The organism is Pseudomonas sp. Ant30-3 (assembly GCF_000690905.1).
GTDB lineage: Bacteria > Pseudomonadota > Gammaproteobacteria > Pseudomonadales > Pseudomonadaceae > Aquipseudomonas.
The window spans coordinates 22,749-48,160 of record NZ_JMCL01000026.1; the positions used below are offsets into that span (position 1 = coordinate 22,749).

Below are 25,412 nucleotides of genomic sequence, written 5' to 3' on the forward strand. Positions count from 1 at the left end.
CAAATTCCTCTTACTTGGCGGCCATGCGCAAGGCGCCGTCGAGACGGATCACCTCGCCGTTGAGCATGCTGTTTTCAATGATATGCCGGACCAGCCCGGCGTACTCGGAAGGTTTACCCAAGCGAGGCGGAAACGGCACACCGGCGGCCAGCGAGTCGCGTACTTCCGGGGTCATGCCGGCCATCATCGGCGTTTCGAAAATACCTGGGGCGATGGTCATTACGCGGATCCCGAAGCGCGCCAGTTCCCGCGCGGCGGGCAAAGTCAGGCTGGCAATCGCGCCTTTGGAAGCGGCATACGCCGCCTGGCCGATCTGACCGTCGAAGGCCGCCACCGACGCGGTGTTGATGATCACACCGCGTTCACCGTCGCCATCCGCTTCGGTTTCGGCAATCGCTGCGGCGGCAAGGCGCAGCATGTTGAAGCTGCCGATCAGGTTGACATTGATCACCTGGCTGAAATTGGCCAATACGTGCGGGCCGTTCTTGCCGAGGATTTTCTCGCCACGCACGATGCCGGCGCAGTTGACCAGACCATTGAGGCCGCCGAACGCTTCGACCGTCGCCGCAACAGCAGCCTCGGCAGCGGCTTCATTACTGATGTCGGCCACGACACTGTGCGCACCGAGGCGCTGGGCCTGGGCCGCGAGCGCGTCGGCGTTCATGTCCACGAGCATCACTTTGGCACCGCCTGCGACCAGCATTTCAGCGGTCGCTGCACCAAGCCCGGAGGCGCCGCCAGTGACGATAAAAATCTTGTTTTCGATCTGCATCATTGTTTCCCTGATTCAAGCTGAGTGGTTTTCGCCGCGGCCTCATGGGCCTTGGCGATTTCCTGATTGCGCAAGATAAAGCGCTGCAATTTGCCGCTTGGGGTTTTCGGCAACTCGCTGACAAATTCGATTTCGCGCGGGTAGGCATGCGCGGCCAGGCGCTTGCGCACGTGCAGCCGCAGTTCTTCGGCAAGCTCCGGCGCGGCGCGGTATTGCGCGCCGAGCACGACAAAGGCTTTGACCAGCTCGGTGCGCTCCGGATCGGGCTTGCCGACCACTGCAGCTTCGATAACAGCCGGATGTTCGATCAACGCACTCTCGACATCGAACGGGCCGACGCGGTAACCGGACGTGGTAATCACATCGTCACTGCGCCCGACGAAGCTGATGCTGCCGTCCGGGTTCCACTCGACCGTATCGCCGCTCAGGTAATAGTTGCCGACGAACGCCTTGGTCGTCACGCCTTCGTAACCGCCGAACCAGCACATCGGTGACTGGCTGCGATCAATCGCCAGAATGCCGGGCTGACCTACGCCGAGTTCGTTGTACGCATCATCGAGCACCACAATGCGATGGCCCGGTGAAGCGAAACCCGCAGCCCCCATATGGATCGGATGGTCCAGGCCGTGGTGGTTGCACAGCACCATGCCCAATTCGGTCTGGCCGTAATGGTCGTGAATGACGACGCCGAGGTGGTCGGCGAACCAGCGGATGACTTCCGGGTTCAGCGGCTCGCCGGCACTGCTGACGATGCGCAGCCTGCCCTTGATCGATTTGGCGAAGTCGTCGCCGCCGGCGATCAGCAGGCGGTACGCGGTTGGCGAGCCGGTCAGGTTGGTGATTTTGTATTTGTTGATGACCCGGCAGGTGCTTTCGAGGGTGAACGGGCCATCGTAGAAGGTGATCGGATGCCCTATCGCCATCGGCCCGGTGACACCGAAATAGATGCCGTACGCCCAGCCAGGATCGGCGACGTTCCAGAAGGCATCTTCCGGGCGCAGGTCAACGGCGTCGCGGGTGTAACTCTGGAAGGCGACGATCGCCTTGAGGGGCACGGATAAAGCCTTTGACGGGCCGGTGGTACCCGAGGTGAACATCAGCAGGAAAGGGTCTTCACCGCTGAGCATGACCGGTTCGCAGTCAGCGGAATAATTGGCCAGCTCGGCCCAAAAGCTGAAGTCACCCCGGACGATGCCCTGCCCTTTGGCAGCGCCTACGGTGACGATAGTCGGGCAGTCGGCGACTTCTGCGAGTTTCGGGCGGTTGACCGCGTCGCTCACCACGACTTTGGCGCCGGAACTGCTCAGGCGATGTTCGATGGCTTTGGGACCAAACGCGGTGAACAGCGGCTGATAGACAGCGCCGATGCGCCAGGTGGCGAACACGGTAATCAACAATTCGATATTGCGCGGCAACAGGCCGGCAACCTTGTCGCCCTTCTTCACCCCTTGAGCCAGAAGGAAATTGGCGAAACGCGCGGCTTTGTCTTGCAGGTCGCTGAAGGTGTACGTCGCACTGTCACCGTCGCGCCCTTCCCAGAACAGGGCGATGCGCCCCGGCAAGGCGTGGCGGTCGCAGCACTCGACGCAGGCGTTGAGCGCGGTCAGATCACCCGACAGCGCGGTATCGACGGTGTGCTGGTAATCGAACTGAGACGCGGCAGACAAGTAATCGCGCATGACCAGAATCCCTCTGTTTTTTTATTAGGTTGGGGGAACCGAATTCAACAAGGGAATATTCGCGCTGTGCGGGGCGCGGGGCAATGGTCAAAGCGGCCAAGTTGGTTGACTGGTTTGGCCAAGGTTTGGGAGGGAGCGTCGAAGGACGGGATGCACGAGTCTAGCGTTCGGCGTGGTCCTGCTCGCCAGGGGAATGTGAAAACCGCAGCGTTACCTGCCATGGACCAAGCGAAAGCGGTGTGCATCCTTTGCCGGGGGTGTACCGAACAGCCGTGAATAATCGCGGCTGAACTGCGACGGGCTATCGTACCCCACCGCATGTCCAGCGCTTGCCGCCTCCAGTCCGTCCGTGACCATAAGGCGGCGCGCCTCCTGCATCCTCAACTGAGTCCTGAACGCCAAGGGGCTCATTGCCGTGACTGCCTTGAAATGTTCATGGAAGGCCGACCGACTCATGCCCGCGACCTTGACTAATTCGTCGATACGACAGGCATCTTTGAAATTCCCTCTGATCCACAGGATCGCACGGGCGACCTGACCGTGCCGGCTATCGGACTGAGTCATCGCGTGGATGATTCCACCGCTTGGTCCTGTGAACAGTCTGTAAAAGATCTCACGTGTGGCGAGTGGCCCGAGCGCCTCGATATCCTCTGGTGTATCAAGCAGCGTAACGAGCCGCGTAACTGCATCAAGAAGTCCCGAAGTCATCTCATTGACCGTCAGGCCTGCCGAGATTGTGCTTTGGGCGGGTGAGCGAGGATATCTCAACGCCAACTCCCCGAGCTCGGTCGAGTCGAGGTCGAGTTGAACGCTCATGTAAGGGTGCAATTCACTCGCCTGAATGACTGTGCCCACGACGGGAAGCCCCACCGAGGCAACCAGATAGCTGGTCGGGTCGTAATGAAGCACGCTGGCGCCGAGCGTGGCGCGCTTTCGCCCCTGCGCGACGAAGCAGGCTGTCGGCTCGTAGATGACGGGCATCGGCATCGTCGGTTCTGACCATCGAATCAGCTTCACGCCAGGGACCGGACATTCGAACGTCCCGTCTTGCGGCGTGTGCCGAGCTATTGCGTCACGGAATCGTTCGAGCTGAGTCATTGGCATTACTCCACTATTCGCTCAGTCCACCGAGCCTGAACGGCATTTCGTGATTATCAGAGCCGTCTGGATGATCGTGCAATCATTCAGGAAAAGCGTTCTACCGGCACCGTCCCTGTCTCAAGAGAATGGGCACATGCGAAGCGTGAGCTTTTCTTGTGCTGGCGATTGCATTTGCCGGGATACCACTGGCGCCAGCTATCCCAACTGACGATCCTGTGAGGACGCAATAATGGCTAACCAAACGTTACTGAACAATTACCGGTTGCTCGGCCGCTCAGGCCTGCGGGTATCGCCCCTGTCGCTGGGCACCATGACCTTTGGGTCTGATTGGGGCTGGGGCGCTGATGACGCAGAAGCCAAACGCATCTTTGATGCCTACGTTGACCGCGGGGGAAATTTCATCGACACCGCCGTGAACTACACCGATGGAGCATCCGAGCGGATCCTCGGTGGTTTTATCAAAGAAAAGCGTGAGCGGATTATTCTGGCGACCAAATTCACCATGGCGCGGGACGCGCAGAATATCAACTCCGGGGGCAATCATCGCTTGAACCTTGTGCGCTCGGTTGAGGCCAGTCTTCGCCAGCTGGATACCGACCGCATCGACCTCTTGTACTTGCATGCCTGGGATTTCACGACGACGCCTGACGAGGTGATGCGAAGTCTCGATGCCCTCGTCCAGTCGGGCAAGATTCTCTATGTCGGCATTTGCAACACCCCGGCCTGGCGGGTCGCACAGATGCAAACACTGGCAGATCTTCGCGGCTGGTCGCCTTTTGTCGCGCTCCAGATCGGTTATAGCCTGGTCGAGCGTACCGTCGAGCATGAGCTCATGCCGATGGCGCAAGCGATGGGCCTTGGCGTTCTGCCGTGGTCACCCCTGGGCGGCGGAATACTCACCGGCAAATACAGCAGGGCCGATCTGTCGAGCGAGAATGATGCGAATGTGTCGGCAACGCGCAAGGGTGTGATTGCCTCGTCGGGCCACCTTAACGAGCATGCACTGGCCATCGCGGACGTAGTGGGTGAAATAGCCGAAGAGACGCACGCGTCGCGCTCGCAAGTTGCGCTTGCGTGGACGTTACAGCATCCGGGCGTGGTCTCGCCCGTCATGGGCGCGCGCACGCTGGGCCAGGCCGAGGACAATTTCGGCGCGTTAGACGTTGAATTCACAGCGGATCAGCTGGAGCGACTTAACCAGGCCAGCGCGATCGCGCCTATTTTCCCGGAGAACTTCATCGGCCGGCCGATGGGCCAGCAACTTATCTTCGGCAAAAACACCGTCGCAGTCAGGAGGTAATGCCATGACTCGTATAACTTACGCCAAGCGTTTCACCACCGCCGTGTTTTGCGCAGTTCTTGCCTGCTTTGCAATGCCTGCGCTGGCCCAGGTAGCGCCCCTACAGGAGGCGCCAATCGAGCAAAACAGAGCCTTCGTCTCGGCCGCATTTGATCGCTGGGCCGCCGGCGGGTCCGGCTTCTTCAATGAAGTACTGGCGCCTGACGTCGTCTGGACAATCAAGGGCTCCGGGCCAAGTGCGGGGACCTACCACGGCCGGGATGACTTGATGGCGCGGGCCGTTCGTCCTCTCGCCACCCGCCTGAGCACACCGATCCGGCCGGTCGCGAAACGAATCTGGGCCGAAGGCGATCACGTCGTTATCAACTGGGACGGGGAAGCCCTCGCGCGCGACGGCAAGCCCTACACCAACAGTTACGTCTGGATCTTGCGCATGGAGGGGGGACGGGCCGCCGAGGTAACAGCGTTTCTCGACCTGGTTGCCTATGATGACGTGCTGCGTCGCATTCCCCAGCCAGATTAGGGACGCAGATCTTCATCTGTGGGTTCGCCGATGGGAGGTCTGAGGGTACGATCAATCAGCCTCGTTCAAAATCAAACTCCGATAATGCCCCGGATTTGACCCCGACCACTTGCGAAACGCCTTGTAGAACGAGCTCACATCAGCAAACCCTAGCCGCATGGCGATTTCGGCGAAACTGATCGCCGGCTCGGCCAGCCAGATAATCGCTAACTCCTTGCGCACGCTGTCCTTGAGCCCTTGATACGTCTGCCCTTCCTCAGACAAACGACGACGCAAGGTTGAGGCGGACATGCACAACTGCTGTGCCAGCGCCTCGGTTTCGGGCCAACGCTCGGCAGGCAGATGACGCAGATCGTGCTTGATCCGGCTGGCGAGGCTCTGCGGGTCGCGGTACTTCACCAGGATGTTCGCCGGCGCATGGGCAAGGAAACGCTTGAGTTCTTCGGCGCTGCGCTTGATCGGCAAATCCAGGCAATCGGCAGAAAAAATCATCCGCGTGCGGGGCCGATCGAAGCGCAGGTTTTGCGAAAACATCACCTGGTAATCGTCACAAAAATCCGGTTCCGCGCAGCGCAGCTCGACGGCCAGAATCGGGATCCGCCGCCCTGCCAGCCAACACGCAACGCCGTGCACGATCATCCAGTAAGTGAAATAGGTGAAGGCCCGGCGTGGATCGCGCTCGTCTTCGAGCAGGACAATTTCCGCCAGACTTTGCTGCCGCACCAGTTGCGCCGGCATGTGTTCGAGCATCAGCGAGAGAAAGCCGAGACCCGAGGTCAGGCCCGCCGCCAGCGTCGGCTGGGCCATCGCACAGCGACACAGAAAGGCCAGGCTGCCCGATTTGAGCTGGCGCGGGTCCATGCCAAAGAACTCGTCATCGCGGCGCCTGGCCAGCAAGCGCCAAAGACGTGCGTAAGCGGTGGCCGGGACGCGGGCCGTCAGGTTTTTTAATAACCCGGGATCAATGCCGACCTTGTGCAACACCTCTTCGGTGGCCGCGCCCGGCGCGCAACTTTGCAACAGCGCTTCACGCACCAGTTGGATGGAGATGGTGTCTTTTTCCGCCATGGAGCGAGGTGGGCCGTGTTGTTTTCGGGATGGTGCGCATAGTAGCGCATGGCGCTGCATTCCCGTAGGCGCTGGCTTGCCAGCGATGAACGATGACGCGGTCGGCTGCAGGCACGGTGTCGCGCTCATCGCGGGCAAATCGGAATGCTGCACCCATCTCAACGTGTTGAAAGTTGTTCAGCTTAGGTTCAGCTAAATGTCAATGATTGCCATTTGGGAATGAATGTCATTATGTTACAACTTAGCACCCTAACTAATTACTCCACGGTGCTGAATGCTGGTTCCCTTTTTGATCATGCTGCGCGAAGGCATCGAGGCCGCGCTGATCGTTGGCATCATCGCCAGCTACCTCAAGCAAACCGGGGGCGGGCAATGGATGCCCGCAGTCTGGATCGGCGTGTTTCTGGCCGCCGCGCTGGCGTTGCTGGTGGGTGGCGGTCTGGAACTGGTCAGCGCTGAATTTCCGCAAAAACAACAGGAGCTGTTCGAAGGCGTGGTCGGACTGGTCGCCGTCGCCATCCTCAGTTCCATGGTGTTCTGGATGCGCAAAGTCGCACGCTCGATCACGCATTCGCTGCATGCCTCACTGGACCAGGCGTTGGCGGGCAATAAACATCAGGTGACCGCTCTGATCGCCATGGTGTTTTTCGCCGTCGCGCGGGAAGGCCTGGAGACGGTGTTCTTTCTTCTCGCCGTGTTCCAGCAGAGCGAAGGTCCCGCTGCACCACTGGGCGCCCTGCTCGGTCTGGTGCTGGCGGTCATTGTTGGTTTCCTCATCTACAGCGGCAGCTTGCGCCTGAACCTCGGCGCGTTTTTCCGCTGGACCGGATTGTTCATATTGGTGGTCGCCGCCGGCATTCTCGCCAATTCGGTGCAGGCGCTGCACGAAGCCGGCGTGTGGAATCACTTGCAAAGCGTGCTGTTCGACGTCAGTGCGACGCTGCCAATGGACGGCCCGCTCGGCTCGGTGCTGGCCGGGATGTTCGGCTATCAGGACGCACCAACTGTCAGCACGCTCGGGGCATACCTGCTCTATCTGGTAGTGGCACTGGTGATGTTTTTCCTGCCTGCCCGGCAACCTCAAACAATGACCGATCAATAAGGCCCACCATGCCCAACCAAAAACCTCCTCAGGCTTCCCCTCCCCGCGCACTGCGCTGGGCGGTGGCGGGCTCCGTCGTGGTGATGATCGCCGCGGGCGCTCTGTTCTATTACGCCGCGCAACTGGCCGCGAGCAAACGACAGATCAACCACGACGAAGTGCAGGTGACCATTCACCCGCACAGCTGTGAACCCAATGCACTGACGGTGCCCGCCGGCCGCGCGAGTTTCCGCATCGTCAACCGTTCCGACCGGGCGGTTGAGTGGGAAATCCTCGACGGTGTGCTGGTGGTTGAAGAGCGGGAGAACATCGCACCGGGCCTGAGTCAGGTAATCAACGCGAAGCTGTTGCCCGGCGACTACGCGATTACCTGTGGCCTGCTGAGTAATCCACGCGGCACCCTGCACGTGACCGCGACTGCCGCTTCCGATGCAGCCGCCAAGGCAAAGCCATCGATGACCGCATTCGTCGGGCCGTTGTCGGAATTCCGCGTCTATCTGAGCAGCCAGAGCAGCGCCCTGATCAAGGCCGTCGCGGCGTTACAGCAGGCCATCGATGCCGGTGATCTAAGTCGGGCGCAAGCGCTGTATGCACCGGCCCGCGCCGCCTATCAACGTATCGCCCCGGCTGCGCAGCGATTCGCCGAGCTGGACAATGCCATCAACGCCCGCGCCGATTACTTTGAGAAACGCGAACAGGATCCCGCCTTTGTCGGCTTCCATCGCGTCGAATTTGCAATGTTCCAGCAGCGCTCGCTCGACGGTCTTACGCCGATCAGCCAGCGTTTGTTCAGCGATGTCACCGCACTCAAACAGCAACTGCTCGCCCAGTCGCTGCCCCCTGAACAACTGGTCAGCATCGTGGTGCGCAACCTGGACAGCCTGGGCAATGTGCGCGCCGGCAGTGGCGAGGAAGAACGGTACAGCCACACCGACCTCAACGGCTTCGCCGCCAACCTGTTTGCAGTGCGCAAAGTGGTCGATCTGTTGCGTCCTCTACTGAGCAAATCCAACGCCGACTTGCTAATGAACGTCGACACCGCTGCCAATGCGTTCGATGCGCAACTCAACGACCTCAAGGACGCGCAAGGCTACGCCAGCTATGACAGCGTCAGCGCCGGGAAACGTCAGCAGATTGCCGACAAGGCCAAAGCGCTGTCCGCTGCCCTCACTGAAATCGATCCCGCCCTCGGCCTTTCCGGCCTGTAAGCAGAAGACACCAACGATGAGCAATTCAGAACAATTTTCTGCCCAGCGCCGCCGCGTATTGCTCGGCATGGGCGCTGCCGGCGTCGCACTCGCCGGTTCGGCCTTGAGTTGCCCGGCCATGGCAGCCAGCGCTGCCCAGGTGACCGAAGCACCGAGCAGCGACAACACCGAAAACCGCCAGGCGTTTTATGGCAAGCATCAAAGCGGCATCGTCACCCCTCGCCCGGCGTCGGGCATGCTGGTGTCGTTCGATGTGCTGGCCAGCGATCGCGAGGATCTTGAGCGGTTGTTTCGCACCCTTAACGAGCGCATCGCCTTTTTGATGAAGGGTGGCCCGTTGGAGCAAGTCGATCCGAAACTGCCGCCGGTAGATTCCGGGATTCTCGGCCCGGTCGTTACGCCGGACAACCTGACCATCACCGTGTCGGTCGGTGAATCGTTGTTCGACGAACGCTTTGGCCTGGCCAACGCCAAACCCAAGCGCTTGTCGCGCATGGTCGGCTTCCCCAATGACGCGCTGGACGCCGATTGCTGCCATGGCGACCTGAGCCTGCAGTTTTGCGCCAACACCGCCGACACCAACATTCATGCCCTGCGCGACATCGTCAAAAACCTCCCGGACCTGCTGCTGGTGCGCTGGATACAGGAAGGCAGTGTGCCGCCGCAAGCGCCATCCAAACCGGGCGTGCCAGCGCAAAGTGCGCGCAATTTCCTCGGCTTTCGTGACGGTTCGGCCAACCCCGATTCCAACGATGCCAAGGCCATGGACAGCCTCGTCTGGGTGCAACCCGGCAGTGACGAACCGGCCTGGGCCGCGCACGGCAGTTACCAAGCCGTGCGAATCATCCGCAATTTTGTCGAACGCTGGGACCGCACACCGCTGCAAGAGCAGGAAAGCATTCTGGGTCGGATCAAAACCACCGGTGCTCCAATCGGCGGCACGCAGGAAACACAAGTGCCCGATTACCGCGAGGATCCGCACGGCAAACTGACCCGACTCGACGCGCACATTCGCCTGGCCAATCCGCGTACCGCTGCGAGCCAGGCTAATCTGATCCTGCGCCGGCCGTTCAACTATTCCAACGGGGTGAACAAGAACGGTCAGCTGGACATGGGCCTGCTGTTCATCTGCTATCAGGCCGATCTCGAAAAAGGCTTTATCACTGTGCAAAAGCGGCTCGACGGCGAGCCGCTGGAGGAATACCTGAAACCGGTCGGTGGTGGTTATTTCTTCACGCTGCCGGGTGTCACTGACGAGCAGGATTTCATCGGTCGTTCACTGCTCGCAGCCACGCACTCGCAAGCTCCTGTTTAAGACCTCCCCACACGGAACCGCCCATGAAAAAGTCGCCACTCGCTTTACTGCTGACCCTTGGTTCGCTCAACATCCCCGCCACGGCGTTCGCGGCGCCGGCGCCGCTGGAGCTGGTGAATCCGATATCGGATTACAAAATCTATGTCACCGAACAGCTGGATGAACTGGCCAGCCACACCCAGCAGTTCACCGAAGCGGTGAAGCACGGTGACCTGGCCACGGCGAAAAAACTGTATGCGCCGACGCGAGTGTTTTACGAGACGGTCGAGCCGATTGCCGAGCTGTTCAGCGACTTGGATGCGTCCATCGATTCGCGGGTCGATGACCACGAGCAAGGCGTGAAAGCGCCTGATTTCACCGGTTTTCACCGCATCGAATATTCACTGTTCGCCGAGAACAGCACCCAGGGCCTGGAGGCTCTGGCGGACCGGTTGAACAACGATGTGCAAGACCTGCAAACCCGTGTGGCGGGCCTGACCTTCCCCCCTGAAAAAGTGGTGGGTGGTGCAGCGGTGTTGCTGGAGGAAGTAGCGGCCACGAAAATTTCCGGGGAGGAGGATCGCTATAGCCACACTGATCTGTATGACTTCCAGGGCAATATCGACGGCGCGAAGAAAATCGTTGACCTGTTCCGGCCGCAGATCGAGCAGCAGGACGCGGCGTTCATGGCCAAGGTCGACAAAAATTTCGCGACGGTAAATAACACACTGGCGAAATACCGGACCGCGAACGGTGGCTTTGAAACCTATGACAAGGTCAAGGACAACGACCGCAAACGACTGGTCGGGCCGGTTAATACACTGGCCGAGGATTTGTCGATGATGCGCGGTAAGCTGGGGTTGAACTGAGCCATCAACACGTGGGGGATCTCGCTGGGTTCGGCATCCACGCACTTCCCTGTGGGAGCGAGCCTGCTCGCGAAAGCGTCGTCACTGACGACACCAACCCAAACCTGTTTACAAAATCCGGTACAACCAACGCTCAATGCGCACTCGACTCACGCGCTTGAGAAACTTCGCCACGCCGGCCGGATAGTCCGGCATCGTCTGCAGATCCTGGTATCGCTCGATGCGCGAGGTGTGCTGGAAAATCTCTTGCAGTTCACGTGCGCGCGGCTCAAGCATTTCGCCTTGTGGATCATCGATCAACAGGCCGTTTTCCAGATCAAGCCGGAACGCGCGCGGGTTGAGATTGTTGCCGGTCAGCAAGGTGTAGCGCTGGTCGACCCACATGCCTTTGAGGTGATAGGTGTGATCGCCATCCTTCCACAGGTGCAGGTTCAACTGGCCACCCTCGACGCTGCGATGGTGGCGCTTGGCGAAGCGGCGCAGGCTGATTTCATACAGGTACGGCAGCGCCGAAATCACCTTGAACGGCTCGCTCGGCGGGATGTAGAAATCGTTGGCGGTCTTGTCGCCGACCACAATGTCGATCTTCACCCCACGCGCCAGTGCCCGATTGATTTCCCGGGTCACGGCCAATGGCAGGTTGAAGTACGGCGTGCAGATGGTCAGTTGGTATTTGGCGCTGGCAATCAACTCGCAGATCACCCGGCTCAACGGGTTGTTCTTGCCGACGCCCAAAAGCGGGCTGACCGACAAACCATTCCTGGCCGTGCTGCCGGCGGTCGTGTCATACGCCGCGTGCTTGAGGCGACTGCGCAAGTCGCCGATGTCATTGCGCAGACTGCGGGTGGTCGGCAGATTCGGCAGATCGAGGCGATGCACCGCTTTGGAAGCGATCAGACCATGCTGAATCAGGTGCTGCATCGAGTCGGCCAGCGCGGCGTTGTTCAACAGGTGATAACGGTCGTAACGGTACTTGTCGAACTTGTGCAGATAGACGTTATTGAGGCTCGCGCCGCTGTAGATCACGCAATCGTCGATCACGAAACCTTTCAGATGCAATACACCGAACAGCTCGCGGGTTTGCACCGGAACCCCGTATACGGGCACTTCACTTTGGTGTGTGCGAGTCGTTTCCTGATACCACGCCGAGTTGCCCGGCTGCTTGCCCGCGCCGATCAAACCACGCTGGGCGCGCAGCCAGTCGACCACCACCACGACATCCAGCTCCGGACGCGCCAGTTTGGCAGCATGCAAGGCGTCAAGAATTTCCTGGCCGGCTTCATCCTGTTGCAGGTAAAGCGCCACGATGTAGATCCGCCGGGTTGCGCTGGCGATCTGTTCCAGCAGGCAACGACGAAACTCGGCAGCGCCAGAGAGAATGGTGACGGCCTCGGCGGTCAGCGGGAAACTGCGCAGTTTGGGCAGCAGGGAGCGTTTGAAAAGCGACGGCATAGGGCTCGCAATGGGTCGAATCCGAAGAGCTTCAGAGCTTACACCATGGATCCGTTCGGGTCTTGTGGTGTGCCCTGATCTTCTCCGAGCCGCCTGCCGGCGGAGGCATTTCATCAGCCATTATAAATATGACCTTGACCATGTAGAACGGTCGTTCTACTGTAAGCGCATGAACGAACTCACCAACAATCAAACCCGCGATATCATTCTGGATGTCACTGAGAAGCTGATCTATAAAAGTGGCATTGCGGCCACCGGCATGGATCTGCTGGTGAAAACTGCCGGCGTCTCGAGGAAAAGCATTTACCGCTACTTCACCAACAAGGAGACGTTGACCGTTGCCGCCCTGCAACGCCGCGATGTGCGCTGGATGCACTGGTACCGAACGGAGGTGAACAAGGCAGAAACCCCTGCCGAACGTTTGCTCAACCTGTTTACCGTGTTGAAGACCTGGTTTGCCTCGGAAGGTTTTCGGGGCTGCGCGTTCATCAATACCAGCGGCGAAACCGGCGATCCGCACGACCCGGTCCGCCTGGTGGCCAAAGAGCATAAACAAAAGCTGCTCGACTATGTGTGCGAGCTGTGTACCGAGCATGGGGTTGCTGAACCTCTGACAGCCGCCAGGCAGTTGCTGATCCTGATTGACGGCGCCATCACCGTGGCATTGATCATGGGTGATCACGGCGCCGCTGATGATGCACAAAATGTCGCGCGAAAGTTGTTGGACCTGTAACTCGTTGATAACTGATTACATCGTTAACTTGATAGGGAGACATTGATATGTCCAGTGCAGAAGTTCGTCCGCCGTTGCCGCCCTTCACTCGTGAAACTGCGATTGAAAAAATCCGCCTCGCCGAAGACGGCTGGAACTCCCGCGACCCTGAACGGGTTTCGCTGGCCTATACGCTGGACACGCAATGGCGTAACCGGGCGGAATTCGCGCATAACCGTGAGGAAGCGAAGAACTTCCTGACGCGCAAATGGGCCAAGGAACTGGACTATCGCCTGATCAAGGAGCTTTGGGCTTTTACGGATAACCGCATCGCCGTACGTTATGCCTATGAATGGCACGACGATTCGGGCAACTGGTTTCGCTCGTATGGCAATGAGAACTGGGAATTTGACGAAAACGGGCTGATGGCCAATCGGTTTGCCTGCATTAATGACATGCCTATCAAGGAAAGCGATCGCAAGTTCCACTGGCCACTGGGCCGTCGTCCGGATGACCATGCGGGTCTGTCGGAGTTGGGGTTGTAATCACCGCTTAACCCACAGGAGCCGAGCCCGAATATAAAAATCTGCGACTGGCCGAGAATTCTGTGGGAGCCGGGCTTGCCCGCGATGGCGGTGTGTCATTCAACTCAGACTCTGGCTGAGCCACCGCAATCGCGAGCAAGCTTGCTCCTACAGGATTCGTGTGAAATGCAAAATCTGCGACTGGCCGAGAATTTTGTGGGAGCCGGGCTTGCCCGCGATGGCGGTGTGTCATTCAACTCAGACTCTGGCTGAGCCACCGCAATCGCGAGCAAGCTTGCTCCTACAGGATTCGTGTGAAATGCAAAATCTGCGACTGGCCGAGAATTTTGTGGGAGCCGGGCTTGCCCGCGATGGCGGTGTGTCATTCAACTCAGACTGTGACTGAGCCACCGCAATCGCGAGCAAGCTTGCTCCTACAGGATTCGTGTGAAATGCAAAATCTGCGGCTGGCCCAAAACCTGTGGGAGCCGGGCTTGCCCGCGATGGCGCCTGAGTAGTCGCCGCCCAATGTGGATATAGGTAAGATACCCGCCCTCCCCGCAGCTCAAATCTGCACCCCGCCGAATAAGTCGATTCCATGCCATTCGAACTCAGCGTTGACCTCACTACCCTGGCCATTCTGGCCGTCGTTGCCTTTATTGCCGGTTTCATCGACGCCATTGCTGGCGGCGGCGGCTTGTTGACCACGCCAGCGCTGTTGACCGCAGGTCTGCCGCCGCACCTGGTGTTGGGCACCAACAAGCTCAGTTCGACCTTCGGTTCGGCCACCGCCAGTTTCACCTTCTACCGGCGCAAGCTGTTCCATCCCCGACAGTGGATGCACGCGATCGTCGGCACGCTGATCGGCGCACTGACCGGCGCCGTGGTCGCGCACTACCTCCCTGCCGAATGGCTGAACAAGATGCTCCCGGTGATCGTATTCGGTTGCGGCCTCTACCTGCTGTTCGGCGGCACACCCAAAGCACCTCTGGACAGCGACGCTCCGATCAAGAAGAAATGGCAATCAACCCAAGGCTTCACCCTTGGTTTTTACGACGGTGTGGCCGGCCCCGGTACCGGCGCGTTCTGGACGGTGAGCAGCATGCTCATGTACCCGATCGATCTGGTCAAAGCCAGCGGTGTCGCGCGCAGCATGAACTTCGTCAGCAACATCGCGGCGCTGTCGGTGTTTATCTTCTCGGGTCAGGTGGACTGGATCATCGGCCTGAGCATGGGCCTGTCGGTGATGGTCGGCGCGTTCTTCGGCGCGCGCACCGCCATCAGTGGCGGCGCGAAGTTCATCCGGCCGGTATTCATCACCGTGGTGCTGGGCCTGACCGTACGCCTAGCGTGGCAGCACTGGTTCAGCGTGGCCTGACCGGCGCGCCACGTAGGCATCAATCAGGTAACGTGCAATCGAGCGCGACGCCGGCAACGGTGGCAGCTCATGCACGTTGAACCACTGGGCATCCTCGATTTCGTCCTCCTGACAGACGATCTCGCCCCCGGCATATTCAGCGTGAAAACCCAGCATCATCGAATGCGGAAACGGCCAGCACTGACTGCCCATGTACTGAATATTCTTCACCTCGATCCGCACTTCTTCGCGGACCTCACGAATCAGACAGTCCTCGGCGGATTCTCCTGGCTCGGCGAAACCCGCCAGCGTGCTGTAAACCCCCGTGACAAAACGTGGTGAACGCGCCAGCAGAATCTCATCGCCGCGGGTAATCAGCACAATCATGCTCGGCGAAATCCGCGGGTAGTAGCGCAGATTACAAGGCTGACAATACATGGCCCGCTCACGCGGGACTTGATGCGTGGCCTGCCCGCAGTTTCCGCAGAAGCGATGTTCACGGGCCCAAGTGCCGATCTGCGCGGCATAGCCGAGCACCTTGAACAGCGTGTGATCGCCTTCGAGCATGAGCGCCCGCAGCCCTTTCCAGTTGCACCCCGCTACCTCGCTGGAACTGCGCAGTTCCAGCAGATAGACCGGCTCGCCATCCAGATGGCCGATGCCATGTTCGGCCAGCACCGACACATCCTGACGCTTGAGCCATTCACGCGGGAACAGCGCGCCATTGTCATCGAACAGAAAACCATCGGGGCTGCGCGCAACGGCCCAGCCGCCGGGTTGATCGGTGTCCAGTACTGCGGTGGTCCAGCGTGAAGTCATGGTCTATCAATCCAGAAATTCGGGTTTCTGTTTGCTCATGTGGGCGGCCATGGCCACGCGCAGATCATTGGATTGCAGCATGGCGGCGTTCCAGGTGGCAACGTATTCGAGACCGTCGTCGATGCGATGGTCGCGCATGTAACCGATCATCTCTTTGGTGCCGCTGATGGCGATCGGCGACTTGCCGGCGATCTCGCGGGCAATGCCCATCACACCCTCAAGCAGGCTGGCCGTGTCGCTGTAGACGCGGTTAACCAGGCCAATCTCGCGTGCTTCCTCAGCGCCGAAGGTGCGCCCGGTGTAAGCCAGTTCACGCAGCATGCCGTCCCCGATGATCCGCGGCAAGCGTTGCAGGGTACCGACGTCGGCGGCCATGCCGATGTCGATTTCCTTGATCGAGAATTGCGCATCCCCGGCAGCGTAGCGCATATCACAGGCGGCGATCAGATCGATCGCCCCACCCAGGCAATAGCCTTGAATCGCCGCCAATACCGGTTTGCGGCAACTGTCCACGGCATTGAAAGAAGCTTGCAGCGCCAGAATCTTGCGCCGAAGCAGCCGTGCGTTGCGACCGACGTCCTTGCCCATTTCATTGGCCACACCGGCGAGCATTATCAGGTCGATGCCGGAAGAGAAATGTTTGCCGGCCCCGCTAAGCACCACAACGCGCACTTCATCGGTGTCATCGATCCATTGAAAGATCTCGATGATCTCACTCCAGAACGCAGCGTTCATCGAATTGATTTTTTCCGGCCGATTAATCTGCACATGGGCAATCTTATCGGCCAGTTCGACGGTGAACGCGGTGTATCCAGGCATGGCAGTGATCCTTTACCGGAGAAAAACGAGGTCCGGACTATACCAAGGACCGGCGATGACCAGTAAGGCAGCGCTTCGGACAAACACAGGACTTAATGTTGCTTCATGTTGGTGCGAAAAGCTCAAACCGACGTGCACCTTTACATGACTAATGAGTCACTTTTTAGCTCGCAGGAAAAATTAAACCGCCCTTCGTCGGTGCGATCGCGACCGTATCCGGCACGTCCGTACCGCTTTGAACCGATTGTCGAACAATTTTGCCATCTGCACCGCAGCGCTCTATGTTCTGGCCTAGACTGATTTTCGGGGCGTTAAACCGGTCAGCCACAAAGCACGAAAATAATCGAAACTTTTGCTGTTCGTGGCCGGTCCTCTTAATGGTAGGCGGGTTGCACTGGTGCAATCCTTGCAACCATCACCTCAGCCATTCTGCTTCAGCGCATGGGTAGCGTTTGCTCACCTGCGCAGCGCATTTGTGCCGCGCTTATGCGTCGCGCTAGCGCCCGGCCACAGGAATTGGCCTTTGGACCATTGCTCGCCAGACCAGAATTAGATCAATAACACGGGAGATTCAAATGATCAGTGCGGCTTTAGACATTCAGGGAGAACGTGCTCATCAGCAGGTCGGCGAATCGAGCGCTTTGAGCGTAACCAGCAACATCCCGGTGATCGTTCCGGGTGTGCGGACGCTCACACCGACGCCGAGCCAGAATCCGAATCGAAAGAAAGTCTTGTTTGTCACCTCGGAAATCGCCGACCTGGTGAAAACCGGGGGCCTGGGCGACGTCTCCGCAGCGCTGCCCCGCGCCATGGCGCATCTGCATGATGTGCGCGTGCTGATTCCCGGTTATCCGCAAGTGCTGAACAGCGAGAATCCGATTCACATCATCGGTGAGCTGGGTGGCCATGCCGCACTGCCGCCGTGCAAGATCGGGCGTATGGACATGCCGGACGGTCTGGTCATTTACGTGTTGATGTGCCCTGAGCTGTACGAGCGCGAGGGTTCGCCTTACGGCGCCAATAACGGTCGCGACTGGCCGGACAACCATATTCGTTTCGCCCGCCTCGGTCTGGCTGCGGCGGACATTGCTGCCAACCTCGCGCAGATTCACTGGTGCCCGGACCTGGTGCACGCGCATGACTGGCCGGCGGGCCTGGCGCCTGCATATATGCACTGGCGCGGGCAGCGTACGCCAACGCTGTTTACCATCCACAACCTCGCCTATCAGGGCGTGATCGGCCTGGGCTCCTGCCCGGAGCTCGGCATTCCTGCGCACGCTTTGCAGCAGGAAGGCATGGAGTTCTACGGCAAGATGTCGTACCTCAAGGCCGGCATGGCCTACTCGAGCCACATCACCACCGTCAGCGCGACCTACGCCCAGGAAATCACCACGCCGGACTTCGGCTGCGGCCTCGACGGCTTTCTTGCCGCCAAGACCCAACAAGGCCTGCTCAGTGGCATCCCTAACGGCATCGATGAAAGCTGGGATGCGGCGACCGACGCCCACTTGTTCCGCCCGTTCCAGATTGGCGATTGGGAAGGCAAAGCCGTCAATGCCGCGCATGTCCGCGACCTTTTCGGTCTGGAAGAGTCCAAAGGCCCTTTGTTTGCCGTGGTTTCCCGACTGGTCTACCAGAAAGGTCTGGACCTGACCGAAGGCGTCACTGAATACATCGTCAAGTCCGGTGGCCAGATCGCAATCATCGGTCGTGGCGAACCGGAAGAAGAACAGGCCATGCGTGAGCTGGCCCTGCGTTTCCCAGGGCAGGTCGGCGTGCGCATCGGCTTCAACGAAACCGATGCACGGCGCATGTTTGCCGGCAGCGATTTCCTGCTGATGCCATCTCGTTACGAGCCTTGCGGCTTGAGCCAGATGTACGCGCAACGCTTCGGCTCATTGCCGGTTGCACGCAACACTGGCGGACTGGCCGACACCATTGAAAATGGCGTGACCGGTTTTCTGTTCGACGAATCCACGGTAGAGAGCTACCAGGAAGCGTTGAGCCGGGCCTTCAAGGTGTTCGCTTACCCCGATTTGCTCAACGCCATGCGCTGCCGCGCGATGGCCGCTCCGTTCAACTGGAGCAAAGCCGTTGAACCCTATGCCGAACTTTATGAACAACTCGTCGCTAAAGCGCTCGGTAAATCGCACAGACAGTAAGAGGTTTTACAAATGCCGTTACGGACCCAAGAGACCTGGCCCCACGGCGCAATAATGCTGGACGCTGAACACACGCGTTTTGCCTTGTGGGCGCCGGACGCGGTTTCTGTCAGCGTTGAATTGGAGGATGGACAATCCTTGCCACTGTTGCCTCAGGCCAATGGGTGGTACATGAACGAGGCGCGGTGCTCGGCCGGCACGCGATACCGCTACAAGATCGACAGTGAACTGGAGGTGCCTGATCCGGCCTCCCGTGCCCAGGACGGCGATATCGACCGCCACAGCATTGTGGTTGATCCCCTCGCCTATTCCTGGCAACACCGCGACTGGCAGGGACGGCCATGGAACGAAGCGGTGATCTACGAGTTGCACGTCGGTGCTCTCGGCGGCTACAGCGAAGTTGAAAAGCAGTTGGCCCGCCTCGCCGAATTAGGCGTGACCGCCATCGAGCTGATGCCCATCGCGCAATTCCCCGGTGACCGCAACTGGGGCTACGACGGGGTTCTGCCTTATGCGCCCCAGGCCTCGTATGGCACGCCCGAGCAACTCAAGCACCTGATTGACACCGCCCACGGTCATGGTCTGGCGGTGCTGCTTGATGTGGTTTACAACCATTTCGGCCCCGACGGCAATTATCTGCATCGTTACGCCAAGGGTTTCTTCAACGAGGACAAGCACACCCCGTGGGGCGCAGCGATCGATTTCCAGCGGCGCGAAGTGCGCGACTTCTTTATCGACAACGCGCTGATGTGGTTGATGGAATATCGCTTCGACGGCTTGCGTTTCGACGCTGTGCACGCGATTAAAAGCCCGGATTTTCTGCAAGAGCTGGCGCAACGAGTGCGCGAGCAGATCGATCCGGCACGGCAGGTTTGGCTTACCGTCGAGAACGAACACAACCAGGCCAGCCTGTTGCAGGAAGGTTTTGACGCACAGTGGAACGACGACGGCCATAACGCCTTGCACGTATTGCTGACAGGTGAGACTGACGCTTATTACGCCGACTATGCCGACGACACCACTGAAAAGCTGGCGCGTTGCCTGAGCCAGGGCTTCGTGTTTCAAGGCCATACCAATCGTCACGGCGAAGCTCGCGGTGAACCTAGTGGACATCTGCCCACCAGCGCGTTCGTGCTATTCCTGCAGAACCACGACCAGATCGGCAATCGCGCCTTTGGCGAACGTCTGCCGCAACTGGCTCACCCGGATGCCTTGAAAGCTGCGACCGCGCTGCTGTTGCTGTCGCCGATGATCCCGCTGATGTTCATGGGCGATGAGTTCGCCGCAGAGCAACCCTTCCTGTTTTTCACCAGTCACCACGGTGAACTGGCAGAACTGGTCCGTGAAGGACGACGCAACGAATTCTCGGCTTTCAGTGCCTTTGCCGATCCGGAAAAGCGTGAGCGAATCCCCGATCCGAATGCTCGGGAGACGTTCGAGGCATCGCGCCCTGACCTGCGTGAGCGCTCATCGGAGATCCACGACCTCTACCGGCAATTGCTGCAACTGCGCCGCGAACACATCGTGCCGCATCTGACCGATGCAGAGGCCCTCGGCGCCGACGTGCTGGGCAAGGGCGCGGTGTCTGCACGCTGGCGCCTGACCAATGGCAGCGAGCTGCGAATCGACCTGAACCTCAGCGATACGCCAGTGGTCCACTCCCCACAGGCCGAGGCTTTGCGGGTGTTCGAACATCCGCCGCAGGCGTTCGTCCTACTGGATCAGGGCACGCTTGCCCCGTATTGCGCGCTAGTCAGCCTCACGGCCGCAGCCCCTTTGCTACCCCTGGATGGAGAGCGCCCATGAGTGATGCGCAACTGGAAATACTCGCCAGCCGAGCTGGCCTGGCCGTTGACTGGATCGACGCCAACGGTCGCCAACAGAAAGTCGCTCCAGCAGTATTACGCAACGTTTTGACCGGGCTCGGCCACCCTGCGAGCACGGCGATGGAAATCGACGCCAGCCTGCTCGAATTACAAGCCGTGCAACAGACCCGGCACCTGCCGCCGTTGCTGACCGCGGACGTCGGTGTCGGCCTTGATCTGTCTCGGTATTTCGCGCCACAGACCCCTTGTGAAATCTATCTTGAGGACGGTTCACGGATCGACCTGAAGCTGGACACGGAAGCGTTTCTGCCAGGCCTGATCCCGGTCGGGTATCAGAGCGTGCGCATCGACGACCAGGAGTTCACGCTGGCGGTGGCCCCGGAGCGTTGCTACAGCGTGGGCGACGCGGTGGAAAATCCGTTGCCCCGCGCCTGGGGTCTGAGCGTTCAGCTGTACTCGTTGCGTCGTCCCGGCGATGGCGGTTTTGGCGACACCCAGGCACTGGAAAATCTTGCCCGAGTGGCCGGTGAACGCGGTGCCGAGGCGCTGGCGATCAGCCCGATGCACGCGATGTTCAGCAGCGATACCCATCGCTACAGCCCGTACTCGCCGTCCAGTCGCCTGTTCCTCAACAGCCTGTACGCCGCACCGGGCGCAATCCTGGGCGAGCGGGCGCTGCGCACCGCGATTGACGCGACCGGGCTTGCCGCGCAACTCAAGGAACTCGAAGCACTGCCCTTGATTGACTGGCCGGTTGCCGCCGAAGCCAAGCATCGACTGCTGCAAGCGTTGTACGAAGGATTTGTTCAGGGTGAACACCCGCTGCATGCGGACTTCAGCAGTTTTCGTCATGCCGGTGGTGAAGCGCTGGAGAATCACTGCCGTTTCGAAGCTGTGCAAGAGGCTCGCGCCGCCAAGGGTGAAAGCCTGGACTGGCGTGAGTGGCCCGAGCAATGGCGTGATCCGCGCAGCAACGCACTCGCCGAGTTTGCTGAAGAAAACGCCGGACGCATCGGCTTCTTTGCGTTCTGCCAATGGCTGATTACCCGCTGCCTGGAGCGTGCGCAAACCGCTGCCCGCAGCAGCGGCATGAGCATCGGCCTGATCGCCGATCTGGCGGTGGGTGCAGACGGTGGCGGCAGCCAGGCCTGGAGTCGTCAGGATGAGCTGCTCGCCGCACTGACGGTGGGCGCGCCACCGGACATTCTCAATCGCAGCGGCCAAGGCTGGGGCATCTCCGCGTTTTCTCCGGAAGGCCTGGTGCGTAACGGTTTCCGTGCATTCATCGAGATGCTGCGGGCCAACTTCGCGCACGCCGGTGGCTTGCGCATCGATCACGTCATGGGCCTGCAACGGCTGTGGGTGATTCCCAACGGTGCGCCGCCCGCTGACGGTGCGTACCTGTATTACCCGATCGACGACATGCTTCGTCTGCTCGCACTGGAATCCCATCGTCATCAGGCGATTGTTCTCGGCGAAGACCTCGGCACCGTGCCGGACGGCCTGCAGGAAAAGCTGATCGCCCGTTCGATTCTGGGCATGCGCGTGATGTTGTTCGAGCAAGACAATGCGCATTTCAAAGGTACGCTCGACTGGTCGGACAACGCGTTGGCGACCACCAGCACCCACGACCTGCCGACCATCAATGGCTGGTGGCACGGTCACGATATTGACTGGAATGCCCGGTTGGGAATGGTCGATGCGCAAGGTGAGATCGAATGGCGCCAGCATCGCGAACGCGAGCGTGAAGGCCTGCGTCGAGTGTTGGCGGAAGACCCGCAGAATTTCCGCGAAGAGTCCCATGAGACTGATCAGGTACTCGACGCAACCATCCGTTTTCTGGGCCACACGCCCGCACCGCTGGTGCTGCTGCCGCTGGAAGATGCCTTGGGTATCGAACAGCAGGCCAACCTGCCCGGCACCACTAACGAACACCCCAACTGGTCGCGTCGCCTGCCCGGCGACAGCGAAAACCTACTGGATGACCCGGACGCCGCACGGCGCCTGGAATTGCTCGCCTGTGCGCGACTTCAAGCAGCTGAGCGTGACCGATGAATCAAGCACTTGTTAAACCGCTGCGGGCGACTTTGCGCCTGCAATTTCACAAAGATTTCACCCTGGATCAAGCGGTGCCACTGGTGCCGTATTTCGCCAGCCTGGGCATCAGCCACATTTACGCGTCTCCCCTGCTCGCCGCCCGTGCAGGCTCAATGCACGGGTATGACGTGGTCGACCCGACCCGGGTCAATCCGGAGCTGGGCGGTGAAGCGGCATTGCGCCGACTGGTCGCCGCCCTGCGCGAACAGGGCATGGGGCTGATCCTCGACATCGTGTCCAATCACATGGCGGTGGGCGGTGGCGATAACCCGTGGTGGCAAGACTTGCTGGAATGGGGACGCCTGAGCCCTTATGGCGAGTTCTTCGACATCCAGTGGCATTCACCCGACCCGTTGATGGAAGGCCAGCTGCTGCTGCCGTTTCTGGGCAGCGACTACGGTGTCGCCTTGCAGGACGGCACGTTGCATCTGCGCTTCGACGCCGAGCGCGGCGCGTTTTATGTCGAGCATTACGACCACCACTTTCCGATCTGCCCGATGAATTACGGCGAGCTGTTGCGCGTCGACAAAGGACCGCTTAATTCCCTTGCGGAGCGGTTCAGCGCCCTCAATTTTCTAAGCGACGCCCACAACCTGGCGATGCCGTTGAAGGAAGAGCTGCGCGAACTGGCGAGCGATCCGGCAATTCTCCAGCTCATCGAGCAATCCCTCGGCGCTTACGATTCGCTCAAGCCTGAAGGTTTCGAGCGTCTGCACGCCTTGCTCGAACGGCAAAGCTACCGCCTCGCCAGTTGGCGCACGGCGGGTGACGATATCAACTGGCGGCGTTTCTTCGATGTCAACGAACTGGGGGGGTTGCGCGTAGAACGCCCGGCCGTGTTCGAAGCGACTCACGCCAAGATATTCGAACTGGTTGCCGCAGGCCTGATCGACGGCTTGCGCATCGACCATATCGATGGCCTCGCTGACCCGCGCGGTTACTGCCGCAAGTTGCGTCGTCGCGTCGATAGCCTGTGCCCGGATCGACACTTGCCGATTTATGTGGAAAAAATTCTCGGCGAAGGCGAAACTCTGCACCGCGACTGGTCGGTGGATGGCACCACCGGTTATGAATTCATGAACCAGGTGTCGCTGCTGCAACACGACCCGGCCGGTGCCGAAATTCTCGGCGATTTGTGGAGCAGCATCAGCCAGCGTCCTGCGCATTTCCTGCAGGAAGCGCATCTGGCGCGCCAGCAGATTCTCAACGGCTCGCTCGCCGGTGACTTTGAAAGTGTCGCTCAGGCCTTGCTGCAAGTGGCCCGCGACGACCTGATGACCCGCGACCTGACACTGGGCGCAATCCGTCGGGCGCTGCAGGAATTGATTGTGCACTTTCCGGTGTATCGCACTTACATCAGCCCTCGCGGACGTTCAGCCGAAGACGATGTGTTCTTCCAGCAAGCCATGGACGGCGCCCGGCAAACGCTCGGTGAAGCTGACTGGCCGGTGCTCGATTGCCTGGCGCGCTGGCTCGGTGGTGAGCTCTGGCGTAAGCGGCCTGTGGGTCGCTCGCGCAAAATCCTTAAACATGCCTGCGTGCGCTTCCAGCAATTGACTTCGCCAGCGGCGGCGAAGGCAGTGGAAGACACGGCGTTTTATCGCTCCGCAGTGTTGCTCTCGCGCAACGATGTCGGCTTCAGCACGGAACAGTTCAGTGCACCGGTAGCCGATTTCCATGCGGCTTGCCTCAATCGCTTGCAGGAATTCCCGGACAACCTGCTCGCCACCGCGACCCATGACCACAAGCGCGGCGAAGATACCCGCGCCCGGTTGGCGGTATTGAGCGAACGCAGTGCCTGGTATGCCGAGCAGGTGCCGCTGTGGCAGGCCCTCGCCCGCCCATTGCGCGACGACGAGCAAATGCCCTCGCCCGGTGACGAGCTGTTTCTGTATCAGGCGCTGCTCGGCAGTTGGCCGCTGGACCTGCGCAGCGACGATCATGCGGCGCTAAAGGCCTACAATGAACGCGTTTGGCAGTGGCAACAGAAAGCCCTCCGTGAAGCCAAACTGCAAAGCAGCTGGAGCGCGCCGAACGACGCTTACGAGCAAGCCGCGCAGCAATTTTTGCAACGCCTGCTGCTGAGCCCTGAAGGTGAGCCGCTGCGCACTGCCCTCGGCGAGGCTGCCAACGCCCTCGCCGCCCCCGGTGCCCTGAATGGGTTGGCGCAAACCTTGCTGCGCATGACCGTACCGGGCATTCCGGATTTGTATCAGGGCAACGAGTATTGGGATTTTTCGCTGGTTGATCCGGACAACCGCCGTCCGGTGGATTACGCCACTCGCCAGCAAACCGTGCCGCCCGCTACGCAGCTGCCAGAGCTGGTCAGCCATTGGCGGGACGGGCGGATCAAGCAGACCCTGATCCAGGGCACCCTGCAGTTGCGCGCCGAGCATGCCGAGCTGTTTAGACATGGCAGCTATGAAGCGCTGGAAGTGGTCGGCAGCCAGGCGCATCGGGTGCTCGCTTTCGCTCGATCGCTGGAAGGCAAAACCGCCATCGTCATCGTACCGATCCGTTGCGCCGAGTTGCTGGAAGACAGTGCCGAGCCACAGATCGACACGCGGCAATGGGGCGATACACGGGTGCAGTTACCGTTCGCGGTCTCCGGTGAAAATCTGAAGGGACTTTTCAGTAGCGCCGCAGTCACAGAACACAGAGAGCTGGCCGTGAGCGCAGCGCTGGGGAGTTTCCCCGTCAACGTCTTTATCAAAGTTTGAGTTGAGTT

General features: G+C 60.0%; 20 protein-coding genes. 13 read left to right on the forward strand and 7 right to left on the reverse strand.

What is annotated here, in order from left to right:
* Positions 1-10: 10 nt before the first annotated feature.
* From DU29_RS0106910 to DU29_RS0106920, 3 genes are all read right to left on the reverse strand, one after another.
* Positions 11-772 carry an SDR family NAD(P)-dependent oxidoreductase gene (locus DU29_RS0106910; protein ID WP_028621082.1) on the reverse strand — a complete coding sequence of 254 codons (762 nt, stop codon included), beginning with the start codon at positions 770-772 and terminating at the stop codon, positions 11-13.
* Positions 772-2,451 (reverse strand): AMP-binding protein, encoded by a 1,680-nt coding sequence (locus DU29_RS0106915; protein ID WP_028621083.1) that lies wholly within the window; start codon positions 2,449-2,451, stop codon positions 772-774. Before DU29_RS0106915 ends, DU29_RS0106910 begins: the two co-directional genes overlap by 1 nt.
* A gap of 210 nt (positions 2,452-2,661) precedes the next feature.
* Complete coding sequence (locus tag DU29_RS0106920) at positions 2,662-3,549, reverse strand: AraC family transcriptional regulator (RefSeq protein WP_028621084.1); 888 nt, start codon at positions 3,547-3,549, stop codon at positions 2,662-2,664.
* A 232-nt stretch (positions 3,550-3,781) separates the two neighbouring features.
* Between DU29_RS0106920 and DU29_RS0106925 the strand changes: the two genes are divergently transcribed.
* Together DU29_RS0106925 and DU29_RS0106930 are read left to right on the forward strand one after the other, a co-directional pair.
* Entirely contained in the window at positions 3,782-4,852 is a 1,071-nt protein-coding gene (locus DU29_RS0106925) for an aldo/keto reductase (protein WP_028621085.1), read from the forward strand.
* 4 nt (positions 4,853-4,856) lie between these two features.
* The gene (locus tag DU29_RS0106930; RefSeq protein ID WP_028621086.1) at positions 4,857-5,375 is read left to right on the forward strand and encodes a nuclear transport factor 2 family protein; all 519 of its coding nucleotides are present in this window, start codon (positions 4,857-4,859) and stop codon (positions 5,373-5,375) included.
* Between the two features lie 51 nt (positions 5,376-5,426).
* Here the strand turns inward: DU29_RS0106930 and DU29_RS0106935 are convergent, their stop codons facing one another.
* Positions 5,427-6,443, reverse strand: a complete 1,017-nt coding sequence (locus tag DU29_RS0106935; protein ID WP_028621087.1) for an AraC family transcriptional regulator — start codon at positions 6,441-6,443, stop codon at positions 5,427-5,429.
* Positions 6,444-6,717: 274 nt separating this feature from the next.
* Between DU29_RS0106935 and efeU the strand changes: the two genes are divergently transcribed.
* The 4 genes from efeU to efeO (DU29_RS0106955) are packed head-to-tail and all read left to right on the forward strand — an operon-like array spanning position 6,718 to position 10,916.
* Entirely contained in the window at positions 6,718-7,545 is an 828-nt protein-coding gene (gene efeU, locus DU29_RS0106940) for an iron uptake transporter permease EfeU (RefSeq protein ID WP_028621088.1), read from the forward strand.
* Between the two features lie 8 nt (positions 7,546-7,553).
* Entirely contained in the window at positions 7,554-8,753 is a 1,200-nt protein-coding gene (efeO, locus tag DU29_RS0106945) for an iron uptake system protein EfeO (protein ID WP_028621089.1), read from the forward strand.
* A 16-nt stretch (positions 8,754-8,769) separates the two neighbouring features.
* The gene (gene efeB / locus DU29_RS0106950; protein WP_028621090.1) at positions 8,770-10,068 is read left to right on the forward strand and encodes an iron uptake transporter deferrochelatase/peroxidase subunit; all 1,299 of its coding nucleotides are present in this window, start codon (positions 8,770-8,772) and stop codon (positions 10,066-10,068) included.
* Between the two features lie 23 nt (positions 10,069-10,091).
* The gene (efeO, locus tag DU29_RS0106955; RefSeq protein WP_028621091.1) at positions 10,092-10,916 is read left to right on the forward strand and encodes an iron uptake system protein EfeO; all 825 of its coding nucleotides are present in this window, start codon (positions 10,092-10,094) and stop codon (positions 10,914-10,916) included.
* 108 nt (positions 10,917-11,024) lie between these two features.
* On the opposite strand, the gene pssA is transcribed toward efeO (DU29_RS0106955), so the two are convergent.
* Positions 11,025-12,368 carry a CDP-diacylglycerol--serine O-phosphatidyltransferase gene (pssA, locus tag DU29_RS0106960; protein ID WP_028621092.1) on the reverse strand — a complete coding sequence of 448 codons (1,344 nt, stop codon included), beginning with the start codon at positions 12,366-12,368 and terminating at the stop codon, positions 11,025-11,027.
* 169 nt (positions 12,369-12,537) lie between these two features.
* On the opposite strand from pssA, the gene DU29_RS0106965 reads away from it, so the two are divergent.
* From DU29_RS0106965 to DU29_RS0106975, 3 genes are all read left to right on the forward strand, one after another.
* Positions 12,538-13,101 (forward strand): TetR/AcrR family transcriptional regulator, encoded by a 564-nt coding sequence (locus DU29_RS0106965; RefSeq protein WP_028621093.1) that lies wholly within the window; start codon positions 12,538-12,540, stop codon positions 13,099-13,101.
* A gap of 47 nt (positions 13,102-13,148) precedes the next feature.
* Positions 13,149-13,625 carry a nuclear transport factor 2 family protein gene (locus tag DU29_RS0106970; protein ID WP_028621094.1) on the forward strand — a complete coding sequence of 159 codons (477 nt, stop codon included), beginning with the start codon at positions 13,149-13,151 and terminating at the stop codon, positions 13,623-13,625.
* 577 nt (positions 13,626-14,202) lie between these two features.
* A complete protein-coding gene (locus DU29_RS0106975) occupies positions 14,203-14,982 on the forward strand; it encodes a TSUP family transporter (protein ID WP_028621095.1) in 780 nt (259 codons plus the stop codon).
* Here DU29_RS0106975 and nudC read toward each other — a convergent pair.
* Both nudC and DU29_RS0106985 read right to left on the reverse strand, forming a co-directional pair.
* Positions 14,950-15,780 carry an NAD(+) diphosphatase gene (gene nudC / locus DU29_RS0106980; protein ID WP_028621096.1) on the reverse strand — a complete coding sequence of 277 codons (831 nt, stop codon included), beginning with the start codon at positions 15,778-15,780 and terminating at the stop codon, positions 14,950-14,952. The two genes, DU29_RS0106975 and nudC, sit on opposite strands and share 33 nt — an antisense overlap.
* A 6-nt stretch (positions 15,781-15,786) precedes the next feature.
* Positions 15,787-16,599, reverse strand: coding sequence for a crotonase/enoyl-CoA hydratase family protein (locus DU29_RS0106985; protein WP_028621097.1), 813 nt, complete (start codon positions 16,597-16,599; stop codon positions 15,787-15,789).
* 575 nt (positions 16,600-17,174) lie between these two features.
* Between DU29_RS0106985 and glgA the strand changes: the two genes are divergently transcribed.
* From glgA to DU29_RS0107005, 4 genes are read left to right on the forward strand one after another with little or no spacing between them, the layout of a single operon-like run.
* A complete protein-coding gene (gene glgA / locus DU29_RS0106990) occupies positions 17,175-18,761 on the forward strand; it encodes a glycogen synthase GlgA (RefSeq protein WP_028621098.1) in 1,587 nt (528 codons plus the stop codon).
* A gap of 12 nt (positions 18,762-18,773) precedes the next feature.
* Complete coding sequence (gene treZ / locus DU29_RS0106995) at positions 18,774-20,567, forward strand: malto-oligosyltrehalose trehalohydrolase (protein WP_028621099.1); 1,794 nt, start codon at positions 18,774-18,776, stop codon at positions 20,565-20,567.
* A complete protein-coding gene (gene malQ, locus DU29_RS0107000) occupies positions 20,564-22,642 on the forward strand; it encodes a 4-alpha-glucanotransferase (protein ID WP_028621100.1) in 2,079 nt (692 codons plus the stop codon). Before treZ ends, malQ begins: the two co-directional genes overlap by 4 nt.
* A complete protein-coding gene (locus DU29_RS0107005; protein ID WP_028621101.1) occupies positions 22,639-25,404 on the forward strand; it encodes a malto-oligosyltrehalose synthase in 2,766 nt (921 codons plus the stop codon). Before malQ ends, DU29_RS0107005 begins: the two co-directional genes overlap by 4 nt.
* Positions 25,405-25,412 lie beyond the last annotated feature (8 nt).